This is a genomic window from Campylobacter sp. JH23, from assembly GCF_017846595.1.
Lineage (GTDB): Bacteria > Campylobacterota > Campylobacteria > Campylobacterales > Campylobacteraceae > Campylobacter_D > Campylobacter_D coli.
The window spans coordinates 26,887-47,251 of record NZ_JAEQBP010000007.1; the positions used below are offsets into that span (position 1 = coordinate 26,887).

Below are 20,365 nucleotides of genomic sequence, written 5' to 3' on the forward strand. Positions count from 1 at the left end.
TAAAATAAAAAGCCTTAATTCATTGAATTTTTTGTTATATTGAATTATAAACATTGAAAGGAGTACTCATGAATTTAAATGCGGAGCAAAAAAATGCTGTTTTGAGATTTAAAAAGTTTGTTTCTTTTAGAAACAAAATATCGCTTAACCTATCTTTGATAGTGCTTATTTGTTACTATATCTTTGTTTTAGGTATAGGACTTATGCCTGAAATTTTAGGGTATAAACTGGGTCCTAGTTCCATCACGCTTGGTATTATGGTAGGCATTGGCCTGATTTTATTGTGTATTATTTCCACAGGAATTTACACTTTTATCGCAAATTATTTTCTTGATAAAGAGCAAGAAGAAGTGATTAAAAGCTTGGAAAATGAAGGGTTGCTTGATGCGTTAAAAGATGGAAAAATCAATTATAAGGAGCTAGTATGAAAGTCTTTATATTTTTAAGTTTAATCTTTAATTTAGCCTTAAGCGCCGGTTTTGATCTAGGAGAAGTTCATCAAAAACCTATAAATATAACTGCTGTTAGTATGTTTTTAGTCTTTGTTTTAGCTACTTTGTTTATCACCTATTATTCTAACAAAAAATCCAAATCCAAAAGTGGATTTTATACCGCCGGAGGAAATATCACAGGAATGCAAAATGGTGTAGCTATAGCGGGGGATTATATGAGTGCGGCAAGCTTTCTTGGAATTACCGCTTTAGTTTTTACTAATGGCTTTGATGGGCTTATTTATTCTATAGGATTTTTAGTGGGTTGGCCTATTATTTTATTTTTAATTGCAGAAAAATTTAGAAATCTTGGCAAATTTACCTTTGCAGATATTACCGCTTATCGTTTAGAAGCTAAGCCTATACGCGTTATATCAGCTATTTCTGCTTTAAGCGTTATTATCTTTTATCTTATTGCTCAAATGGTAGGAGCAGGACAACTCATACAATTGCTTTTTGGTTTACCTTACACTTTTGCGGTTGTTTTGGTCGGAATTTTAATGATTTGTTATGTAACCTTTGGAGGAATGCACGCAACCACTTGGGTGCAAATCATCAAAGCCATTTTACTTCTAGCAGGGGCTACTTTTATGGCTGTTATGATTTTATACCTTACGAAATTTGATTTAAAATATTATTTTGATTTAGCCATTTCTCATCATCCAAAAGGTGAAAACATAATGAAACCAGGGACTTTTTTGCCTGATACCGTATCAGCTCTTTCTTTAGGCTTGGCTCTTATGTTTGGAACTGCAGGTTTACCTCATATACTTATCCGATTTTTTACCGTAAAAGATGCTAAAGAAGCTAGAAAGTCAGTATTTTATGCAACAGGATTTATAGGGTATTTTTACATACTTACTTTCATCATAGGCTTTGGTGCTATAGCGCTCTTACTTGGTAATCCTCAATTTACTAACGCTGATGGAAGTTTTAATGGGGCTAGTAATATGATAGCAGTTACCTTAGCTGATGTTTTGGGTGGAGATGTCTTTTTAGGATTTATTTCAGCAGTAGCTTTTGCTACTATTTTAGCAGTCGTTGCAGGACTTGCGATTTCAGGTGCAGGAGCTATAAGTCATGATTTATATGTCAATGTTATCAAAAAGGGTGATGTCAAACATGAAGATGAAATGAGAGTTACAAAAATCGCAACTATAGCTATAGGAATTTTTGCTATTTTGCTAGGCATTGTCTTTGAAAAACAAAATGTTGCTTTTACCGTAGGACTTGCTTTTGCTATTGCTGCGAGTGTAAATTTTCCTATACTTTTACTCTGTATTTATTGGAAAAATCTTACCACTAAAGGCGCTTTTTGGGGTGGACTTATAGGACTTATAGTCGTTCTTGCTCTTGTGATTTTAAGCCCTAGTATATGGGTAAAAAGTTTTGGTTTTAGTGAAGCTATTTTTCCTTATGATCATCCTGCTTTATTTTCAATGCCTTTAAGTTTTATACTCATTTATATCATTTCAAAATTGGATAATTCTAAAAGAGCTAAAAAAGATAAAGAAGGTTTTGAAGCACAAGATTTTAGAGCTCAAAGCGGTGTGGGAGTAAGTGAAGCTGTGGCGCATTAAACAAAAAAAAGCTTTTTTACATTTAGCACAGAAGCTTTTTTAAATTTAAACCAGTAAATATTCTCATTAGAAAAGTATTTTAGGACTTTACTTAACATAAAGTCCTTTAGAGTTTATCTTTATTTGTAGTTTCTACCCAAATACTCACCTAAATACTGCAATTCTTTATCGCTGATTTCAGTTTTACGGAAAAACGGCATTGAATGTTTACCATAACGCAAAAAAAATCGTTACCAAATCAGGGCTTAAATCCGTTCTATCTTCTAAAAGCGCAGGAATTCCTTGATCTTTATAAAGAACTGAAAGTGCGTTTGTCCCAGGCATTCCCTCGCCATGACATGCTATACACCACTTACTATAAACTTGCTGTCCCTTTCTTTGATTTGCATTTAATTTTTTACTATCAACGCTTGAAAATGCTGCAGGGGATCTTGGATTGTTTGGAATATACTCATAAACACTTATAGATTCACCCTTTGGCAACCATTCTTTATCCTTAGCATTGAAATTCAGCAAGCAAACAAATAAAACAAAAAATAAAGCGATTTTTTTCATTTTTCTTTACCTTCTTTCATTCTTAATGCGTCGCGTTTGTTATTAACAAAACGCTCATCTCTTAAATTTTTAGGCCAAATGCCTCCACGACCAGGTGCTAAATTCCATTTGGATCAATACAATCTTTAAGCTACTCATTAAAGCGGCGTAAAATATGATTGTTATAAGAATACGCACCCATTACATCATCTTGGAAAGTTGGAGCTGCGCGATAATCTCCCCATCCATGTTCTGCAGCAGTTTGAACCATTTGACGATACATTTTACGCACTTTTAATTGTGTGCTTTATCGGTTCTTGAGTTATTAAAGGCTAACATAAAGCAAAATGCACGATACATCCAACTTCTAGGATGCGAAAAAGGTGTTATAGGAGATTCTTCCCCAAATTCTCTAAATAAATTCATATACACTTCTTGGCATTTTAAAAGTTCTTTACCATCGCGTGGAATAATAGGTGAAAACCATACATGCCCATCACTTGGTTCTAAAACCTCACCTCTTGTGCTAAGCCAAAAAATTTCCATATTTGGAATTCCAAGAGTAACCTTATGTTTAAGCTGCTTTTTTTGCTCCAAATTCAAAGGTAAACTAAATTCTTGAACGATAGAAATATCTACACCTTCAATGATTTTAAATCTTTGCTTGATATATTCTAAATTTGCATAGCACACTTCTTTACAGCCATAAACTGAAACATCGATATTCCAATAAGGGATTTTATTTTTCAAAGCATAATTTTGAATTTTATCCATATCAGGTAAGCCATTTTTACTTGTAAGATAGCCTTTTAACTCCGCATTCATCGGTTTTCCATAAGTCTGCGAAAGTCTTAGCTTTTGGTAAAGCACCCATACCCGTGCGTAAAATTTCTCCATTAGCCAAAACAACTTCCATCCCACAATGCGAGCCAAAGTGATCACGATACATCCCATAGCTATATCCCCAACCATGATCTAAAGCATTTCCAAGTGGAGAACCCCAACCTGGATCAGGAATATCTAAAAAAACATTGAGATTGTTTTTTCTACATACTTATAAAGATCAAAATAACTCACCCCAGGTTCAACGATACAGAAATTTCTTTTATCATCTACTTCGATGATTTTATTCATTCTTTTTAAATCTACAACAACCTGCCCTCTTTGCTGTGGTGCAGAAGAACCATAGCCTAAATTCTTACCTGTGGAAATAGGAAAAAGAGGAATTTTAAATTCATTTGCTATTTTAACTATAGCTTGAACTTCTTCCACATTTTTAGGTGCAAGCGCTAAAGAAGGGATAGGTTCGTCATCATCATCCCATTGCGGGCTATACGCATCTCTATAAAGATCTAAATCCTCTTAGGTTTTAAATACCCACTCTTTACCCAAAGCTTTTTCAAATTTTGCTACTGCAGCTGTAAAATCACTTTGCGAAACATTTTTTGGTAAAATCATAATTTAACTCCTTTTGGTGCCAAAATCCAAGTATAAAAATCACCTTGTTTTTTTCATACGCAACACGCATACCATAATCCGCCGCCATAGTGCGGATCACAAAAAAAGTTGTCCCACTACTCACACTTCCAATGAGTGCTTTATTTTCAAAAGCTTCTTTAAGTTGTGAGTAAATATTGCTGATATCTTTTTCAATAAGTAAAATTTCATCCGCGTTAATGAAATTTCCTTGATGAGGAATTTCACTATCTTTGATAAAATATTTCACTTGTTTAGCTTGAGAAAATTCCAAAAAAGAAGCATTCAAACCAGAAAGACAAACAGCACTTAAATCCGTAGCTTTTAAAAATTTCTACGCGAAACTTCTAACATGAATTAATCCTTTTAAGTATTTAGTATTACAAATTATAAATCTATAAATTTAAAAAATAATTTGAGTAAAGATAAAATATGAATTATTGTAACAAAGTGTGAAATTTTTAAACAAAAAGATAGAATTTAGTGTCAAATTTACAATTTGACACTAAAAAATTTTTATACATCCAAATGTTTTACATCTTTAGCATGTGTTTGGATATAATCGCGTCTTGGTTCAACCTCATCGCCCATGAAGAGATTAAAAGTATCATTAGCACTTTGTGCATCTTCGATAGTGATTTTTAAAAGTCTTCTTACGCTTGGATCCATAGTTGTTTCCCAAAGTTGTTCAGGGTTCATTTCACCCAAACCTTTATAGCGTTGGATATAAGCACCTTTTTTGGCATTTTTTTCTACTTCATCTAAGATATCTAAAATATCTTTTTCAAAGCTCAAATCACGATCTTTTATTTTATTAAAGATATAATTTGCCTCTTCATAAAGAGGGTGTGAAAATAAATCATCATTGATGATAAGTTCTTCCAAACCATTTTCAGTTTGCACATAAATGCGAATTTCATTTTCATTGATATAATGATTTAAAATATTATGCCCTTCTTTTTCCAAAAAAGCTTTAACGATTTTAAAAAGTTCTTCATTATTTTCTTTGATAAAGTCAGGATTTTCGATCAAATATCTAATCACAGAAATCACATTGAAACGCTTTTTAAGCTCATTTAATACCGAGCGATAAGCGGCAACGATTTTTAGAAAATCTTTTAAATCATTTAAGCCAATTCCTTCATAATTAGAACTTTCAATACCTGTTTCGATGAGATAATCATTCAAAGCTTTTTCATCTTTGAGATAAATTTCTTTCTTTTGACCTTTTTTATAGCGGTAAAGCGGTGGTTGGGCAAGATAAATGTGTCCATTAGCCACAAGTTCATTCATAAAACGGAAGAAGAAAGTTAAAAGTAGAGTTTGTATGTGAGAACCATCCACATCCGCATCCGTCATGATGATGATTTTATGATATCTTAGTTTTGAAAGATCAAAATCCTCACCTATACCACAACCAAAAGCAGTAATCATATTTTGAATTTGTTCAGATTTTAAAATTTTATCAAGTCTTGCTTTTTCAACATTTAGAATTTTACCACGCAAAGGCAAAATCGCTTGAAAAGATCTTTCTCTTCCTTGTTTTGCAGAACCGCCCGCAGAGTCCCCTTCCACAAGATAAATTTCACTCTCACTTGGATCTTTACTTTGACAATCAGCTAATTTTCCAGGCAAAGTTCCTACACTCAAGCTTTCTTTTTTACGCGTTAATTCTCTTGCTTTTTTTGCTGCTTCTCTTCCTCTAGCTGCCATTAAAGCTTTATTCATAATAGCTTTTGCTTCGATAGGATTTTCTTCAAAATATTTACTAAGATATTCAAAACTTGCTTTTGAAACTATAGGACGCACATAAGAAGAGCCAAGTTTTCCTTTAGTTTGTCCTTCAAATTGAGGTTCAGGCACTTTTACACTTACTACAGCGATAAGTCCTTCGCGCACATCATCGCCTGTGATTTTAGAGTCTTTTTCCCTAGCACTAGCATTTGCTTCTATGTAGTTGCTAATCACTCTTGTTAAACCCATTCTAAATCCAGCTTCATGCGTTCCACCATCAGGGGTTTTGATATTGTTTACAAAAGAAAGCAAGTTTTCGCTATAAGTATCATTATAAAGCAAAGCTACTTCTACATTTACATCTTCTTCATCTACGCTAAAAAATATAGGTTTGGTTAAAGCTTCTTTTTTATTTAAATCACTAACAAATTGTGAAATTCCGCCCTCAAAATGAAAACTTTCACTTTTGCCTACACGATTATCTTTAAAATTTATAGTGATTTTTGGATTTAAATATGCAAGTTCACGAAATCTTTTAGCCAAAATATCATAATCAAATTCTGTTACTTCAAAAATTGTATCATCAGGCCAAAATTCTATGGTAGTTCCTGTTTTTTTGCTCTTTCCTATAACACCAAATTCACTGATGACTTTACCTTCTGAAAATTCTTGGCGATAAATTTCTCCATTTCTTTCAACCGTAGCTATAAGTTTTTTAGAAAGTGCATTTACGACTGAAACGCCCACACCATGCAAACCCCCTGAAACTTTATAAGTATCTTTATCGAATTTTCCCCCTGCATGAAGAACAGTTAAAACGACGGTTAGGGTTGGCATATTTTCAGTAGGGTGCATATCTACAGGAATTCCACGACCATTATCGCTAACGATACAGCTTCCTTCGGTAGTGATTTCTATATCTATAGTATCACAATGTCCTGCCATTGCTTCATCGATAGAATTATCCACTACTTCATAAATCATATGATGAAGTCCGCCTATATTGGTATCTCCTATATACATACCTGGGCGTTTTCTAACAGCTTCTAAGCCTTTTAAAACTTTAATATTACTCGCACCATAATTTTCTTGCATATTTTTCCTTTTAACTCAAGATTTTAAGTTTTTATAAAATCATAGGCATGATAACCATAGATAAGCCTTGAGAATTTACTACAAAGGCTAAGTTAGGTTCATTTACACTTAAAGTGAATTGTTCTTCTTCGATTGAAGTTAAGAAATCAAGTAGGTATTTTATCTTGATATTAAGATTAAATTCTTCACTTACTCCTGTTTCGATTTCAAGTTCGGTTTTTGCTTCCATATTGTCTAAGCTTATACCTTCAAAGATGATTTTATCTTTGTTGAAATGAAGTTTCATTTTTTCAGTTACAACGCTGATTTTTTTAAGACTATCTATAAAATCTTCAGTTGAAAATTTAAGTTCTTGTTTGAAAGTTTTTGGGATAACTTTTTCATAATCAGGGAATTTATCATTGATAAGTTTTGTAAAGAATTCAAAATTATCATTTTTAGCGATCAGCATATTTTCATCATAATAAATTTCGATTTTCTCATAAAAAAGTTTTTGCATTTCCATGATAGCTTTTTTAGGAATGCTGATGTGAAATTCTTGATTGTTTGTTTTTTCAAGAGTATAAACTGCAAGGCGTCTTGTATCGGTTCCAACGAAATTTATTCTATCTGTTTTTATATCTAAAAATGCACCATTTAGAGAATATTTAGGGTTGTTAGTATCAATGCTTGGTAGAATTTTTTTAAGAGATCTACTTAAATCACTTGAATCAATGTCAAATTGGTTTTTACCTTCTGTTTTAGGGAAATTTGGAAAATCTTCATGATTAAACATAGGAAGTTTGTATTTTGTACTTTTTTGTCTTATAAATAAAAAATTATCAATGGTTTCTAATACCACTTCTTCATTGTTTAAACTTTTTATCACATCGGCTATGCTTTTTGCGTTTGCAGTAGCAAAACCACTTGATTCTACGCGGATTTTTTTTATTTTATAGTTTATCCCTATTTCAAAATCACTCGCTCTAATGATAAGTTTATCTTCATCAGCATGAAAAAAAAGATGAGAAGTAATGGTGCTTGAGTCTTTTTTTTCTACATAAGCATTACATAAAATCACTGCAGATTCTAAAGTATTTTTATTGATACTTAACTTCATTTTTTCTCCTTGGTTTATTTTAATTTTAAATTCATTGTAATAATAAGCTTGTTGAAATTGTGAAATTCTTTAGCAAAAAATTATTAAATTTGTATTTTACCATATTTTGCTTAATTATATTTTTTCACATTTTGCTTTTTTTCTTTTCACATTTCTTCACTTAACTTTGACTTTTTGTAAGAATTTTGTTTTTTAATTCTTCGATTTTTGTTTTTATTTGCTCATCATCTTCCATGAGTTCTTTTATTTTTTTCACACTATGTGAAATAGCTGTGTGATCTTTCATCACAAAAAAGTTAGCAAGTTGTGAAAAAGTAAGGCTTGTAAGTTCCCTTGCTAGGTAGATTGCTATGCGTCTTGCAGTAACGACATTTTGAGTTTTTTTGCTAGATTTCACATCGCTTGGTTTGATGTTAAATTCTTTACAGATCAAAGATAAAATGTCTTCTATGCTTATATTTTCTTTCTTTTCTTTGATATGATCTTTCATCACGCTTTTTGCTAGCTCAAGGGTGATTTCTTGTCCAAGTATGTTAGCATAAGCATTTAAGCTTATGATGATACCTTCTATTTCTCTTATATTATCCCCTAAAGAAGTGGCGATATAATTAATGATATCATTAGAAAGATTGATATCATTAAATTCGCATTTTTTGCGTATGATGGCTATTTTTGTATCCAGTTGAGGTGGAGTGATATCTGCTATGATACCATGAGCAAAACGACTTTTTAAGCGTTCGGTGATACCTTTTAGCATATTGGGTGGGTTATCACTTGTCATGATAATTTGCCCATCATTATTTTTAATCTCATTAAATATAAAGAAAAACTCTTCTTGAATTTTGTCTGTTTTTCCTAAAAATTGCACATCATCTATGAGTAAAACATCACAATTTCTATATTTTTCGTGAAATTTATCTAAAGAGCCATTTTTTAAATTTGAAGTAAAATCATTGATAAAATTTTCACTCGTAGCATAAATCACTTTTTTTCCCATTTCCAAACTTGCATTTCCCACAGCTTGAAGCAAGTGCGTTTTTCCAAGCCCTGTAGGCCCATAGATAAAGATAGGATTATAAAGTTTTCCCAGTTTGTCTTTTTGTGAGATAGCTTTACAAGCTCCATAAGCGTATTTGTTAGAATCCCCCACTACAAAGCTTTCAAAAGTAAAAGAAGGATTTAAAATCGTACTTTGCGCCTTGATGTGAGCGATATCGATTTTAGTGCTTTTGCTACTATGTTTTTGGCTTTGTGCTTGTATCAAAACGCTCGCTTTATTTCCACTTTGTACTTCATAAAAATGTGAAATTTTTTTACCATATTTTGTTTGTATAAATTTAGCTAAAAGCTCATTAGGAGCGCTAAAGACTAGAAAATCTGCTTTGCTTTGTTTTTCGTTAAATTTTAAGATAGCGATATAATTTTCGTATTCGTTTTCACTTAATTCTTTTTTTAAATTTTCAAGTATTTGATTTGGATTCATAATCTCTCTTTAGTCTTTGTAAGCTTATAAATTTTATCTTAAATTTTATAAAAAAAGGTTAAAATCAAGCTTTTGCATTTCATTATTGATTAAGGTGGAAGATTGAAAATTTTAGGTATAGATCCTGGTTCAAGAAATTGTGGTTATGCTATCATAGAAGCAAATAAAGGTAAAAATATCCTAATCGAAGCAGGACTTATAAAGATAAAGCCCAGTACTTTACAATACCAAATCACAGAGCTTTGCGAGGGTTTGGACTTGATTTTTAAAAATCATTCTTTTGATGAGGTGGCTATAGAAGATATCTTTTTTGCTTACAATCCAAAAACCGTTTTAAAACTCGCACAATTTCGCGGAGCCCTATCTTTAAAAATTCTTCAAATTCATGGAGATTTTGCAGAATACACTCCCTTACAAGTAAAAAAAGCCGTTACAGGAAAAGCCAAAGCAACTAAAGAACAAGTTGCTTTTATGGTAAAAAGGCTTTTAGGACTTAGTAAAGATATCAAGCCTTTGGATATCACAGATGCTATTGCAGTAGCTTTAACCCATGCAGCAAATTTAAGAGTTAGGGTGTGATTTTAGTAATTTTTATTACACAAAAGCCCAAAGCTTCATAAACTCCCAAAATACCTTTAAATTTTTTCTATAAATTTTTAAAAAATTCATAAAAAATTTCAAAAGTTGGAACAGAACTTGCTTGTAAACTTCACATAAACGCAAAAGTTTTTTAAAGCCAAAGCGTTAAATTTTTTAAAGCAATATTTTATAAAGGATTTAAGATGATGAGATCACTTTGGTCTGGCGTAAGCGGACTACAAGCACATCAAGTTGCGATGGATGTTGAAGGTAATAACATTTCAAATGTTAATACCAAGGGTTTTAAATACTCCCGTGCAGATTTTGGGACTATGTTTAGCCAAACTGTGAAAATCGCTACAGCTCCAACTGATGGAAGAGGTGGATCTAATCCACTTCAAATCGGTCTTGGCGTTTCAGTAAGTTCTACGACTAGAATTCACTCTCAAGGCCCAGTGCAAACAACAAATAAAAACACCGATGTCGCGATTAATGGAGACGGCTTTTTTATGGTGAGTGATGATGGGGGGCTTACGCGCTATCTTACAAGAGATGGGGATTTTAAACTTGATGCTTATGGAAATTTTGTTAATAATGCAGGTTTTGTTGTCCAAGGGTGGAATATCAATTGGGATAATCAAACTATAGACAGTTCAAGAAGTCCGCAAAATATTTTTATCGATCCCGGTATGCATATCCCTGCAGCAAAATCTACAGAAGTAGCTATCAAAGCGAATTTAAATAGCGGTTTAAATATAGGAACTTCAAGTAGAAATCTTTATGCACTTGATTCTGTTCATGGATGGAATACTAAAACCCAAAGACCTGAAGATGAAAATGATACAGGAACTACTCAGTTTTACACGACTTCTAAGAATGCTGTAGAAGTGACGGAAAAGGGTGTGGATGCGGGATCACTTTTTAATGCTAATGGCACAGGATTAAATCTTAGAGAAGGTCAAGGAATTTGGGTGTCTTATGCGGATGCAAAATTTACTACAGATAGAGCTAATGGTGCAAATGTCTTTGATCCTAATTTAACAGTAGCACAACAAAATAATGTTATTTTCTGGGGTAATAAAGATATATCTGTAACTTTGGATATTAATTTAAATGGAGTAAGAATTCAAAATGATAATATAAGAAGCTTAGATGAAGCCATAGCTTATATTAATACCTTCACTGCCCCAACCGATACAAGAGATGGAACAGGAGTAAAAGCGGTAAAAAAAGCAGATGGTTCAGGTATAGAATTTGTCAATGATAATGCTGATGGTACAACAGATAATATGAAAAATATCGATTTAACAGTTAATGTTGGGAATTCTGCAGGAGAAAGAAATACTATTAATTATGATGCTAATACTGGTGTTTTTTCTCCTCAAGGTGGTAATCTAACAACTGCTCAGAATGATACTGATTGGATAGCTGGAGCAGCTCAAGTAGGTCAACCACAAAATGTTAAAGTAGTGACAGCACATAAGTATATTTATAGTTCAAATCCTGTTACTATACCACCTATGATAAATCCTGATGGTGGACCGGCGTTTCAGCCTAATAACGGTAATAGACCAACCGATCCCGCTTCTGCTAATTATTGGGATGCTATACAAGGGAGTTTAAAAAATACTACTGAAAGAACTTTTAGAACCACAGAAGATTTAAGAGAGCTTTTGCAAAGAGATGCTAGGTATGGGGTTGACTATAATGGTAGTGGTATAATAGATAATGCTACTCCAACATTTGACGCTAATGATATCAATCAAGCTGTAAAAGTAGTGGTAACTGAAAATGGTAATTTTGCTATTTCTAACGCAAATGAAACTTCTACTATACCAGCTAATGCTGGTGCTGGTGCTAATGCTGCTACAACAAATCCAAAAAATATGAGTTTTAATATAACTGCTTATAGTAATAAACAAGGAACTGTAAGTACTAATGATGCTTTTACTAAAATTTTTAAAGCTTTCGATGGTCCTTTGGTTATAGGAAATCAGATCAAAGAAAGCGAGCAACTTAAGCTTTCTGCTTTTTCAGCAGGACTTGAAATTTATGATTCTTTAGGTTCAAAACACACTTTAGAAGTGCAGTTTGTTAAGCAAAGCACCACTCAAGATGGGGGTAATGAATGGCAAATGATCATCCGTGTACCAGAACCTGCAGAGATTAACACTACAGGTGAAGGTCCTACAAATATCATCGTAGGAACAGCAAGATTTAACAATGATGGATCTTTAGCTAGTTATACACCAAGAACGATAAATTTTTCACCAAATAACGGTGCCGCACCAAATCAACAAATCAAACTTTCCTTTGGAACAAGCGGAAGCAATGACGGTCTTGTAAGCTCAAATTCTGCTTCAACTCTAACAGGACAAGCAACTGATGGTTATACTTCAGGTAACTTAAAACCTGAGGCTATCCGTGTGGATGATAAAGGTAATATCTTAGGTGAATTTACAAATGGTAAAACCTTTGCTGTAGCAAAAATCGCAATGGCTTCAGTGGCAAATAACTCAGGTCTTGAGGAAATTGGTGGAAATCTTTTTAAAGTTACTGCAAATAGTGGTAATATCGTGGTAGGTGAAGCAGGAACAGGAGGTCGTGGTGAGATGAAAACCTCAGCTCTTGAAATGTCAAATGTGGATTTAAGTCGTTCTTTAACAGAGCTTATTATCATTCAAAGAGGTTATCAAGCAAATTCAAAAACCATTTCAACGAGTGATCAAATGCTTCAAACTCTAATCCAGCTTAAACAATAATTTAAGCTTAGTATTCTATAAAATATTGTTTTTTGCTCCCTTAAAGGGAGCAAGCCTTGCTTTACAAGCCTATCTTGGTAGTCTTGTAATACTAGGCTTAGGCTTGAACTGCCTTCAATTTATTGCTAACTCACTCTTGCTAGGGGTGGGTTGCAATAAAATTTTCAGCAATGTGATATAAATTTTTTAAAATTTAATTTTATTTTTATTTTTTAAAGATAAAATAGCCAATAATTTTTTAGAAAGGAGAAAAAATGTCTTATATTAGTTTTAACTTAATGCTTTCTTCTTTCTGTATGCGTGCTTGGCACGCTTAATCTACTCGTATATACTCATATTCTATAAATTTACATTTCCAAACAATCTAGTTTAAAGCTGATAAAAGGCTTTTTAGTATTTTTTTAATTAACAAAAAAGGATAAAAAATGAATTTTAATAAAGAAACTTTAGCATTACATGGAGCTTATAATTTTGACACTCAAAGAAGTATTAGTGTGCCTATATATCAAAATACTGCGTATAATTTTGAAAATTTAGATCAGGCTGCAGCGAGATTTAATCTTCAAGAACTTGGCAATATTTACTCAAGGATAGGCAATCCTACAAGCGATGTTTTAGGACAAAGACTTGCTAATGTTGAGGGTGGGGCTTTTGGAATTCCTGTTTCTAGCGGTATGGCAGCTTGTTTTTATGCCCTTGTGAATTTAGCAAGTTCAGGAGATAATGTCGCGTATTCAAATAAAATTTATGGTGGAACTCAAACTTTAATTTCTCACACACTTAAAAATTTTGGCATAGAAGCTAGGGAATTTGATATCGATGATTTAGATAGCTTAGAAAAAGTTATAGATCAAAACACAAAAGCGATTTTTTTCGAAAGTCTTTCAAATCCTCAAATTGCCATAGCTGATATAGAAAAAATAACCCAAATAGCAAAAAAACATAAAATCGCTACCATTTGTGATAATACCGTTGCTACTCCTTTCTTACTCCAACCTTTTAAACATGGAGTGGATATAATCGTGCATAGTTTAAGTAAATATGTAAGCGGTCAAGGCAGTGCTTTAGGCGGAGTGCTTATAGAAAGAAAAGATTTAAACGACTTGCTTAAAAATAACGATAGATATAAAGCTTTTAATACTCCTGATCCAAGTTATCATGGACTGAATTTAAATACACTTGATTTGCCAATTTTTAGCATTAGAATCATCATCACTTGGCTTAGAGATTTAGGAGCTAGTTTAGCGCCTCAAAATGCTTGGTTGCTTTTACAAGGACTTGAAACTTTAGCAGTGCGTATAGAAAAACACAGCCAAAATGCTGAAAAAGTTGCGAATTTTTTAAATTCTCATCCTGATATCAAGGGTGTAAATTATCCTACTTTAGCAAGTAATGCTTATCATAATTTATTTAAAAAATATTTTGATAAAAAATTAGCTAGTGGACTTTTAAGCTTTGAAGCTAGGGATTATGAGCATGCTAGAAGAATTTGTGATAAAACTCAACTTTTCTTACTTGCTGCAAATTTAGGTGATAGTAAATCTTTAATTATCCATCCTGCTTCTACTACTCATTCTCAACTAAGTGAAGAAGAACTTCAAAAAGCAGGCATTAAGAAAACCACTGTGCGTTTAAGCATAGGGCTTGAAAATAGCGATGATTTGATAGCGGATTTAAAACAAGCTATAGAAAGTTAAAGAGCGTGTTTATGTTAAGTGGAATTATAGTTGGTTTGTTATTAGGCTTTGTTTTGCAAAGGGGACGATTTTGCGTTGTGGGAGCTTATAGAGATGTATTTTTAAGTAAAAAATTTACAATTTTTATAGCGCTTTTTATCGTCGTTGCATTGCAAAGTATTGGTGTTTGGGCTCTTCATTCTTTAGGATATATTTCGATAAAGCCTCAAGAGTTTTATTGGCTTTCAACGATTATTGGTGGGATTATTTTTGGCTTTGGTATGGTCATAGCAGGAGGATGTGCTACAGGAACTTGGTATAGAGCAGGGGAGGGCTTGATCGGTTCTATCGCAGCTTTATTGTTTTATGCTTTTAGTGCAAGTGCTGTAAAATACGGAGTTCTTTTGCCTTTGCAGGATAATTTAAATACTTTTAAAATTTCTGATGGAACTTTTTATCAAAGCTTGGGAATTTCTCCTTGGATTTTGGTGCTTGCTTTGAGTTTGATTGTTGGCTTTTTTGTGATTAGAGAATTACGCAAGCCACGCCTTAAAGTCGCAAGATTAAAGCCTAGAAAGCAAGGAATTTCACACATATTGTTTGAAAAATCATGGCATCCTTTTGTTACGGCTGTTTTGGTTGCATTGATCGCAATTTTAGCTTGGCCTCTTTCAAGCTTAAGTGGAAGAAATTATGGTTTAGGGATTACAACTCCTTCGGCAAATCTTGTACAATACCTTAGTACAGGTGATGTTCAGTTTGTTGATTGGGGAGTTTTTTTGGTTCTTGGAATCGCACTTGGATCTTTTTTAGGTGCTAAATTATCAGGGGAATTTAGATTTCGTCTTCCTGATAAAAAAACTCTAGCTTATGCAAGCATAGGAGGAATTTTAATGGGGGTTGGAGCTTCTCTTGCTGGAGGCTGTACCATAGGTAATGGATTGGTAGAAACATCGCTTTTTTCGTATAAAGGTTGGGTTGCTACGGTATTTTTCTTAATAGGTGCTTACATAGCTACTTTTTATACAATTATATTGCCTACGCGTAAGGCAACACAAAAGATATAAGGATAAGATATGGTAACTTTAGATACTAGAGGAAAGGTTTGTCCCTTTCCACTCGTTGAAGCAAAGAATTTGGTTCAAACTTTAAAAAGCGGTGAAGAATTAGAAATTCTTTTTGATTGTACACAGGCTACAGAAACAATCCCACAATGGGCTGCTGAAGAAGGACATGAGATCGTTGATTTTGAACTTTTAGGCGATGCAGAATGGAGAATAAAGCTTATTAAAAAATAAAGGAGAAAAAATGCCACTTATTATTCCAGAAAATATACCCGCTTATGAGCTTTTAAAAGAACATGCTTTTATCATGGGATCAAGGAGGGCAAAACATCAAGATATCCGTCCGCAAGAGATTTTAATCATCAATCTTATGCCAAAAAAAATTGAAACAGAAAATCAAATTTTAAGCTTACTTGCAAATTCTCCTTTGCAAGTAAATATCACACTTTTAGCTACTACTAGCTATGTAGGTAAAAACACTCCTTTTACTCATTTAGAAAAATTTTATAAAGGTCTTGATGAGGTTAAAAAACGCAAATTTGATGGTGCTATTGTTACGGGAGCTCCTGTGGAACAAATGGATTTTGAAAAAGTTGCTTACTGGAAAGAATTGTTAGAAATTTTTGATTTTTTACAGCAAAATGTAACAAGTTCTATGTATATTTGTTGGGGTGCTATGGCTGCTTTAAAACATTTTCATGGCGTAGATAAAATCGCTTTAGATAAGAAAATTTTTGGAATTTATAAGCATGATAAAATTTCACCTGATTTACTTTTAACGAATTTAGATGAAAAGGTTTTAATGCCTCATTCAAGACATTCTAGTATGGATGAAGAGCAAATTTTAGCACTACAAAAACAAGGGAAATTGAAAGTTTTACTTAGAAATAAAAAAATTGGCTCGGCTTTGTTAAGAGATGAAAAGAATATTTTTATTTTAGGCCATTTAGAGTATTTTAAAGATACTTTACACCAAGAATATGTAAGAGATAATTTCATACAAAAAGCTAAAAATTATTACGATAAAAAGGGCAATATAAAATACAATTGGCGTTCAAATGCGAACACCATCTTTGCAAATTGGCTCAATTATGATGTGTATCAAAGCACACCTTTTGTGCTTTGATGATTTAATTTCTTGTAGTAGGGGTATCGTGATATACGCTTACTGCACCTTTGATATCGCTTAAAATTGCGCAAGCTGCTTCATTGGCACTTCCCATCGCGCAAGCTACCATAGTCGTAACACCTGAAGCAAGTCCTGCTGCGTAAATTCCTTCTTTGATAATCTGTCTCCCGTGATGTTTGAAGCAAAATTTGTTTGGTTTTGGCATAAGCTCATGCGGTATTACAAAATCTTCAAGTTCTTTGATATCGCTTTTGTTTGCCCCTGTTGCTACGATGATATAATCTGCTTTTATACCCAAGCCTTGCTCATCATTAACCGTAAAATCGCCTTTTTCTCCACTAATGCTTACTACTTTTGAATCGATGTATTTTACTTCGAGCATAGAAGCAATTTGTGCTTTTATATGAGTGTAAATTTCATCTGCTTTTGCACCTTTTGGGAAAAAAGGAACATTGTAAATTGCTGCTGCTTTTAAATCTGCTTTACCCTCATCAAAAACAGTGATATCAAAGTCAAGTTCTTCATTTTTAGCTGAAGCGAAAAATAAAGCCGCGCTAAGTCCTGCGATGCTACCGCCTATAATTGCAATTGATTTTCTCATTTTTTTCCTTTTTAAAAATTTGTCTTATTCTAGTATAAAAAGCTTTATTTAATCTAATATCGATCTTTTTTATACAATTTGTTAAAAATGTTTATTTTTCAATTGCTCTAAAAGTAATTTTTTATATAATTTTCTAAAAATTTTCAATAAGGAAAGCTCATGCGTTATGGTGAAAAAGAAATTAAAGAATTTGATGTAGAAAATATGGAAATTTGGCCTAATGATGCGAAGAATGATTATATTATAAAAATCACTTTACCTGAATTTATGTGTTGTTGTCCGCGTTCGGGTTATCCTGATTTTGCGACGATTTATCTTGAGTATATACCTGATCAATTTGTGGTTGAACTTAAAGCGATAAAACTTTATATCAATACTTTTATGCATAGAAATATTTCACATGAAGCAAGCATCAATGAAATTTATAATACCTTAAAAGATAAGCTCAAGCCAAAATGGATTAAGGTGGTAGGGGATTTTAATCCACGCGGAAATGTGCACACAGTGATAGAATGTCGCAGTGATATGGTAGTGCCAAAATGAAATAAAGCTTTTGCATTCATGTAAAGCTTTATAAAAAATAGCTTTAAAGTGCAAAAGCTTCAAAATTTTTTCAATATTCTAAATTTATAGAGCTATTTTCTAAATATTTTTTATCTTATCTTTCACGCTCGCTTCACACAAAAAACATAAACTTACACTTGTTAAAACATTTTAAGGAGTTAGATAATGAAAACAAAAATTATCCCTGCTATTCTAGCATGCTTTGCAATTCTTGCAAGTGCGAACATGGTCCCTGCTTCGACTCAAACTCCTGCAGTCGCACCTGCCCCACTTCATCCATATCCTGCATACCCACAACAAGCTATGCCACCACAAGATTATTTTAATGGCTTACCAAAAAATATCAACAGCCAAATTCAAAATCTACATCCAGGTGCTTTTATTGTTGATGTGGATTGGGAAGAGTATGGTTATGAGGTTAAGCTCAATAATTTTATGGAGCTTTATTTTGATCGCAATGGCAATTTTTTGGGACAAAAATTTGATGATTAATCACTTTTGATTGAAACTTTTTTACAAAGAGTAAATTTACTCTTTGTGTTTTTTATTCTTTTTTAGATAAATTTATATTATAATTGCACATTTTTTTAAATATAAGTTATATATTTTGATATTAGTTGTCTATCGTTGAGGCAAAAAGTCTAATATTTTTAGATGTTAAGTGATTTATGTTGAGCTTGCTTTCCTTGAAAAACAAATCTTTAAAAATATGGAAAATATGATTTAAAAAGTCAAATTTATAAGCGTTTTAAGGCCGATTCTTCTCGAATTTGCAAACAATCTCAAACCATAGAATACTTACATATCTTAGAAAAAAATTAAAAAAGTAACAAAAATAATACTATATTAATTATCAATATAATATAATATAATGCGTTTTACAAAACCAATTTAAAGGAAAAATTATGAATAAAAAGTTTTTAAGTGTAATTGTGGGTATTGCGCTATTTTCAAGTTCAGCTTTAGCTGCGGAAGAATCAGGTTTTTTTATAGGTGCGGATGCAGCTTATGTTCAAACTAAAGTTAAAGGAGATTTAAAACATAATAAAACCGGTGCTGTTTTTAATGGTGATTTATCTAGTAGCATTCCTATTTTAGGTTTAAGAATGGGTTATCGTTTTAATGATTTACATAGATTGTATGCTGCTTATAATTATTCTGATGAATTTAGTGATATTATAAGAACTCCTAATCTTAGAATAGAGGGTGATTTTAACACACATAAATTCTTGCTAGGCTATGATTTTACTCCAGAAATTTTTAAAAGAGTAAGAGCTGTTGCGGGTGGATATTTAGGCTATGCAAAAACAAGTATTGATTTAAAAACATCTTTATTATCTTTATCTCAAGATTTTGATGGTTTTGTTTACGGAGCAAAAATAGGTGCTATATTTGAATTAGGCGCTTCTAATGAAATCGAAGTAGGTTTTAAAGCAGAACAAATCGAATACAATACTAGAAATTATTACCAAGAAGCTATAGGGTCGAATTTTTATGATCCAAGACAAACAAATTATGGTTTATATTTAGGTTATACTTACAAATTCTAATGAAGTATTTTATCGGTAGGATTTCAACCCCCACCGATAAAATATCTTTCTACATCATCTAGCAATTTTTCACAAATTTGAGAATCAGTATTTTTATCTACTACAAGATTGATATAAGTTCTAGTATCTCTAAAACTTCCTGCCGATTTTGTATTTTCGCGTGTTAATTTTTGGTTTTCTTTGGTGTATTCTATGGTGATGTTAAATTTAAGAGCCGCGCTTGCTTCTCCTAGGTTGGTTTTTACTAAAACATTCATTTTCGAAGCTTTGGATAGAGTAGCTTGGGTTTTGTTTATGATCTCTTTAAAGCGTTGGCAAGATCGTATAAGTGTAGTGATAAATTTGTTATCAAGTCCTTCATAAGCTACTTTGAGTTTATTTTTGATATCTTTTGTACTTTCTTTTTCAGGAGCAACAAAAACCATGTAAAAACCTGTTTTGATTGGGACATTATCAGTTTTGACATCGCGCCCACTTGCCATAACTTTAACATAAATTGCATTATCAAGATAGACACGATCTACCATAGGTCCGTAAATTTCATACTCTTTTCTACGAACTATTACTTCACGAGCCAATACATTTAATTTTACATTAGCTTCATGGATAACAGGCTCCATTTCTTTTTTGATTTCTAAAAGCTCTTTTAACATCAACATCCTTTTTGTTACTTAAAATTACAATTATAACAATAAATTTCTTAATTTGTAAATTTTTATTTTGTGTATTAACTAAAAATATGCTAAATTTGAAACTATATAATTTTATGAAGGAGGCGACAATGACACAGGTTTTTAAAAATTCAAATTCAATTCAAGTCAAAGAGCAAAAAAATAAAGAAAATCACTTTAACCTGATGCTGCAACTCTCACTTATCCTAAACTAAAATTTTTATTTTTTTTAATCATTTCTGAAATTTATTTATTTTACTATTGTTTTTAAGTTTTT

22 protein-coding genes and 1 pseudogene are annotated in these 20,365 nt (G+C 32.3%); 12 read left to right on the top strand and 11 right to left on the bottom strand.

The features are described from left to right. Positions 1-68 precede the first annotated feature (68 nt). The gene (locus KAR88_RS07420) at positions 69-428 is read left to right on the top strand and encodes a DUF485 domain-containing protein (RefSeq protein WP_002787440.1); all 360 of its coding nucleotides are present in this window, start codon (positions 69-71) and stop codon (positions 426-428) included. After that, entirely contained in the window at positions 425-2,071 is a 1,647-nt protein-coding gene (locus tag KAR88_RS07425; RefSeq protein ID WP_002785504.1) for a cation acetate symporter, read from the top strand. Before KAR88_RS07420 ends, KAR88_RS07425 begins: the two co-directional genes overlap by 4 nt. Before the next feature lie 207 nt (positions 2,072-2,278). On the opposite strand, the gene KAR88_RS07430 is transcribed toward KAR88_RS07425, so the two are convergent. From KAR88_RS07430 to dnaA, 9 genes are all read right to left on the bottom strand, one after another. Next, positions 2,279-2,626, bottom strand: coding sequence for a cytochrome c (locus KAR88_RS07430; RefSeq protein ID WP_002797294.1), 348 nt, complete (start codon positions 2,624-2,626; stop codon positions 2,279-2,281). Between the two features lie 130 nt (positions 2,627-2,756). Further along, positions 2,757-2,888 carry a hypothetical protein gene (locus KAR88_RS08975; RefSeq protein ID WP_002787444.1) on the bottom strand — a complete coding sequence of 44 codons (132 nt, stop codon included), beginning with the start codon at positions 2,886-2,888 and terminating at the stop codon, positions 2,757-2,759. Between the two features lie 11 nt (positions 2,889-2,899). Next, positions 2,900-3,430: a p-cresol methylhydroxylase gene (locus tag KAR88_RS08910; RefSeq protein WP_079755059.1), complete on the bottom strand. Its 531-nt coding sequence runs from the start codon at positions 3,428-3,430 to the stop codon at positions 2,900-2,902. Beyond that, on the bottom strand, positions 3,396-3,554 hold the full coding sequence (locus tag KAR88_RS08915; RefSeq protein ID WP_223206638.1) for a hypothetical protein: 159 nt from the start codon (positions 3,552-3,554) through the stop codon (positions 3,396-3,398). Before KAR88_RS08915 ends, KAR88_RS08910 begins: the two co-directional genes overlap by 35 nt. Before the next feature lie 71 nt (positions 3,555-3,625). Next, positions 3,626-3,877: an FAD-dependent oxidoreductase gene (locus KAR88_RS08920; RefSeq protein WP_002826934.1), complete on the bottom strand. Its 252-nt coding sequence runs from the start codon at positions 3,875-3,877 to the stop codon at positions 3,626-3,628. Positions 3,878-4,031: 154 nt separating this feature from the next. Then, positions 4,032-4,355, bottom strand: a complete 324-nt coding sequence (locus KAR88_RS07440) for a hypothetical protein (protein ID WP_057037091.1) — start codon at positions 4,353-4,355, stop codon at positions 4,032-4,034. A 242-nt stretch (positions 4,356-4,597) separates the two neighbouring features. After that, positions 4,598-6,910, bottom strand: coding sequence for a DNA topoisomerase (ATP-hydrolyzing) subunit B (gyrB, locus tag KAR88_RS07445; RefSeq protein ID WP_002791617.1), 2,313 nt, complete (start codon positions 6,908-6,910; stop codon positions 4,598-4,600). Between the two features lie 31 nt (positions 6,911-6,941). Next, entirely contained in the window at positions 6,942-8,009 is a 1,068-nt protein-coding gene (dnaN, locus tag KAR88_RS07450) for a DNA polymerase III subunit beta (RefSeq protein WP_192801273.1), read from the bottom strand. Positions 8,010-8,169: 160 nt separating this feature from the next. After that, positions 8,170-9,492 carry a chromosomal replication initiator protein DnaA gene (dnaA, locus tag KAR88_RS07455; RefSeq protein WP_002787448.1) on the bottom strand — a complete coding sequence of 441 codons (1,323 nt, stop codon included), beginning with the start codon at positions 9,490-9,492 and terminating at the stop codon, positions 8,170-8,172. A 102-nt stretch (positions 9,493-9,594) separates the two neighbouring features. Here dnaA and ruvC point away from each other — a divergent pair, with 102 nt between their 5' ends. The 6 genes from ruvC (at position 9,595) to metA (ending at position 16,699) form a co-directional block, all read left to right on the top strand. Then, positions 9,595-10,071, top strand: coding sequence for a crossover junction endodeoxyribonuclease RuvC (gene ruvC / locus KAR88_RS07460; protein ID WP_002779377.1), 477 nt, complete (start codon positions 9,595-9,597; stop codon positions 10,069-10,071). Positions 10,072-10,274: 203 nt separating this feature from the next. Next, a complete protein-coding gene (gene flgE / locus KAR88_RS07465) occupies positions 10,275-12,833 on the top strand; it encodes a flagellar hook protein FlgE (protein ID WP_192801875.1) in 2,559 nt (852 codons plus the stop codon). 425 nt (positions 12,834-13,258) lie between these two features. Next, positions 13,259-14,530: an O-acetylhomoserine aminocarboxypropyltransferase/cysteine synthase gene (locus KAR88_RS07470; protein ID WP_060785384.1), complete on the top strand. Its 1,272-nt coding sequence runs from the start codon at positions 13,259-13,261 to the stop codon at positions 14,528-14,530. 11 nt (positions 14,531-14,541) lie between these two features. After that, complete coding sequence (locus tag KAR88_RS07475; protein ID WP_002789805.1) at positions 14,542-15,576, top strand: YeeE/YedE family protein; 1,035 nt, start codon at positions 14,542-14,544, stop codon at positions 15,574-15,576. Positions 15,577-15,585: 9 nt separating this feature from the next. Next, the gene (locus tag KAR88_RS07480; protein WP_002779371.1) at positions 15,586-15,807 is read left to right on the top strand and encodes a sulfurtransferase TusA family protein; all 222 of its coding nucleotides are present in this window, start codon (positions 15,586-15,588) and stop codon (positions 15,805-15,807) included. Positions 15,808-15,817: 10 nt separating this feature from the next. Continuing rightward, a complete protein-coding gene (gene metA / locus KAR88_RS07485; RefSeq protein WP_002779370.1) occupies positions 15,818-16,699 on the top strand; it encodes a homoserine O-succinyltransferase in 882 nt (293 codons plus the stop codon). Positions 16,700-16,703: 4 nt separating this feature from the next. Here metA and KAR88_RS07490 read toward each other — a convergent pair whose 3' ends face one another. Beyond that, a complete protein-coding gene (locus KAR88_RS07490) occupies positions 16,704-17,303 on the bottom strand; it encodes an NAD(P)/FAD-dependent oxidoreductase (protein ID WP_002793587.1) in 600 nt (199 codons plus the stop codon). Between the two features lie 159 nt (positions 17,304-17,462). Between KAR88_RS07490 and queF the strand changes: the two genes are divergently transcribed. The 4 genes and pseudogenes from queF (at position 17,463) to KAR88_RS07505 (ending at position 19,417) form a co-directional block, all read left to right on the top strand. Then, a complete protein-coding gene (queF, locus tag KAR88_RS07495) occupies positions 17,463-17,846 on the top strand; it encodes a preQ(1) synthase (protein ID WP_002795203.1) in 384 nt (127 codons plus the stop codon). Positions 17,847-18,032: 186 nt separating this feature from the next. Continuing rightward, complete coding sequence (locus KAR88_RS07500; RefSeq protein WP_002841458.1) at positions 18,033-18,359, top strand: PepSY-like domain-containing protein; 327 nt, start codon at positions 18,033-18,035, stop codon at positions 18,357-18,359. A gap of 213 nt (positions 18,360-18,572) precedes the next feature. Next, positions 18,573-18,689: pseudogene (locus tag KAR88_RS08925) on the top strand (modification methylase); the annotation flags it as partial. Between the two features lie 83 nt (positions 18,690-18,772). Next, entirely contained in the window at positions 18,773-19,417 is a 645-nt protein-coding gene (locus KAR88_RS07505; protein WP_002779366.1) for an outer membrane beta-barrel protein, read from the top strand. A 23-nt stretch (positions 19,418-19,440) separates the two neighbouring features. Here KAR88_RS07505 and KAR88_RS07510 read toward each other — a convergent pair whose 3' ends face one another. Next, on the bottom strand, positions 19,441-20,070 hold the full coding sequence (locus tag KAR88_RS07510; protein WP_052782765.1) for a hypothetical protein: 630 nt from the start codon (positions 20,068-20,070) through the stop codon (positions 19,441-19,443). Positions 20,071-20,365 lie beyond the last annotated feature (295 nt).

What these genes read in the sequence shown, in the direction of transcription:
- metA (WP_002779370.1), top strand. Translation starts at nt 15,818, where the DNA reads ATGCCACTTATTATTCCAGAAAATATACCCGCTTATGAGCTTTTAAAA.
- KAR88_RS07425 (WP_002785504.1), top strand. Translation starts at nt 425, where the DNA reads ATGAAAGTCTTTATATTTTTAAGTTTAATCTTTAATTTAGCCTTAAGC.
- flgE (WP_192801875.1), top strand. Translation starts at nt 10,275, where the DNA reads ATGATGAGATCACTTTGGTCTGGCGTAAGCGGACTACAAGCACATCAA.
- dnaA (WP_002787448.1), bottom strand. Translation starts at nt 9,492, where the DNA reads ATGAATCCAAATCAAATACTTGAAAATTTAAAAAAAGAATTAAGTGAA.
- KAR88_RS07470 (WP_060785384.1), top strand. Translation starts at nt 13,259, where the DNA reads ATGAATTTTAATAAAGAAACTTTAGCATTACATGGAGCTTATAATTTT.
- gyrB (WP_002791617.1), bottom strand. Translation starts at nt 6,910, where the DNA reads ATGCAAGAAAATTATGGTGCGAGTAATATTAAAGTTTTAAAAGGCTTA.
- KAR88_RS07500 (WP_002841458.1), top strand. Translation starts at nt 18,033, where the DNA reads ATGAAAACAAAAATTATCCCTGCTATTCTAGCATGCTTTGCAATTCTT.
- KAR88_RS07505 (WP_002779366.1), top strand. Translation starts at nt 18,773, where the DNA reads ATGAATAAAAAGTTTTTAAGTGTAATTGTGGGTATTGCGCTATTTTCA.
- KAR88_RS07480 (WP_002779371.1), top strand. Translation starts at nt 15,586, where the DNA reads ATGGTAACTTTAGATACTAGAGGAAAGGTTTGTCCCTTTCCACTCGTT.
- KAR88_RS07430 (WP_002797294.1), bottom strand. Translation starts at nt 2,626, where the DNA reads ATGAAAAAAATCGCTTTATTTTTTGTTTTATTTGTTTGCTTGCTGAAT.
- KAR88_RS08975 (WP_002787444.1), bottom strand. Translation starts at nt 2,888, where the DNA reads ATGTATCGTCAAATGGTTCAAACTGCTGCAGAACATGGATGGGGAGAT.
- dnaN (WP_192801273.1), bottom strand. Translation starts at nt 8,009, where the DNA reads ATGAAGTTAAGTATCAATAAAAATACTTTAGAATCTGCAGTGATTTTA.
- KAR88_RS07475 (WP_002789805.1), top strand. Translation starts at nt 14,542, where the DNA reads ATGTTAAGTGGAATTATAGTTGGTTTGTTATTAGGCTTTGTTTTGCAA.
- KAR88_RS07420 (WP_002787440.1), top strand. Translation starts at nt 69, where the DNA reads ATGAATTTAAATGCGGAGCAAAAAAATGCTGTTTTGAGATTTAAAAAG.
- KAR88_RS07510 (WP_052782765.1), bottom strand. Translation starts at nt 20,070, where the DNA reads ATGTTAAAAGAGCTTTTAGAAATCAAAAAAGAAATGGAGCCTGTTATC.
- KAR88_RS07490 (WP_002793587.1), bottom strand. Translation starts at nt 17,303, where the DNA reads ATGAGAAAATCAATTGCAATTATAGGCGGTAGCATCGCAGGACTTAGC.
- KAR88_RS08915 (WP_223206638.1), bottom strand. Translation starts at nt 3,554, where the DNA reads ATGTATCGTGATCACTTTGGCTCGCATTGTGGGATGGAAGTTGTTTTG.
- KAR88_RS08910 (WP_079755059.1), bottom strand. Translation starts at nt 3,430, where the DNA reads ATGAATGCGGAGTTAAAAGGCTATCTTACAAGTAAAAATGGCTTACCT.
- queF (WP_002795203.1), top strand. Translation starts at nt 17,463, where the DNA reads ATGCGTTATGGTGAAAAAGAAATTAAAGAATTTGATGTAGAAAATATG.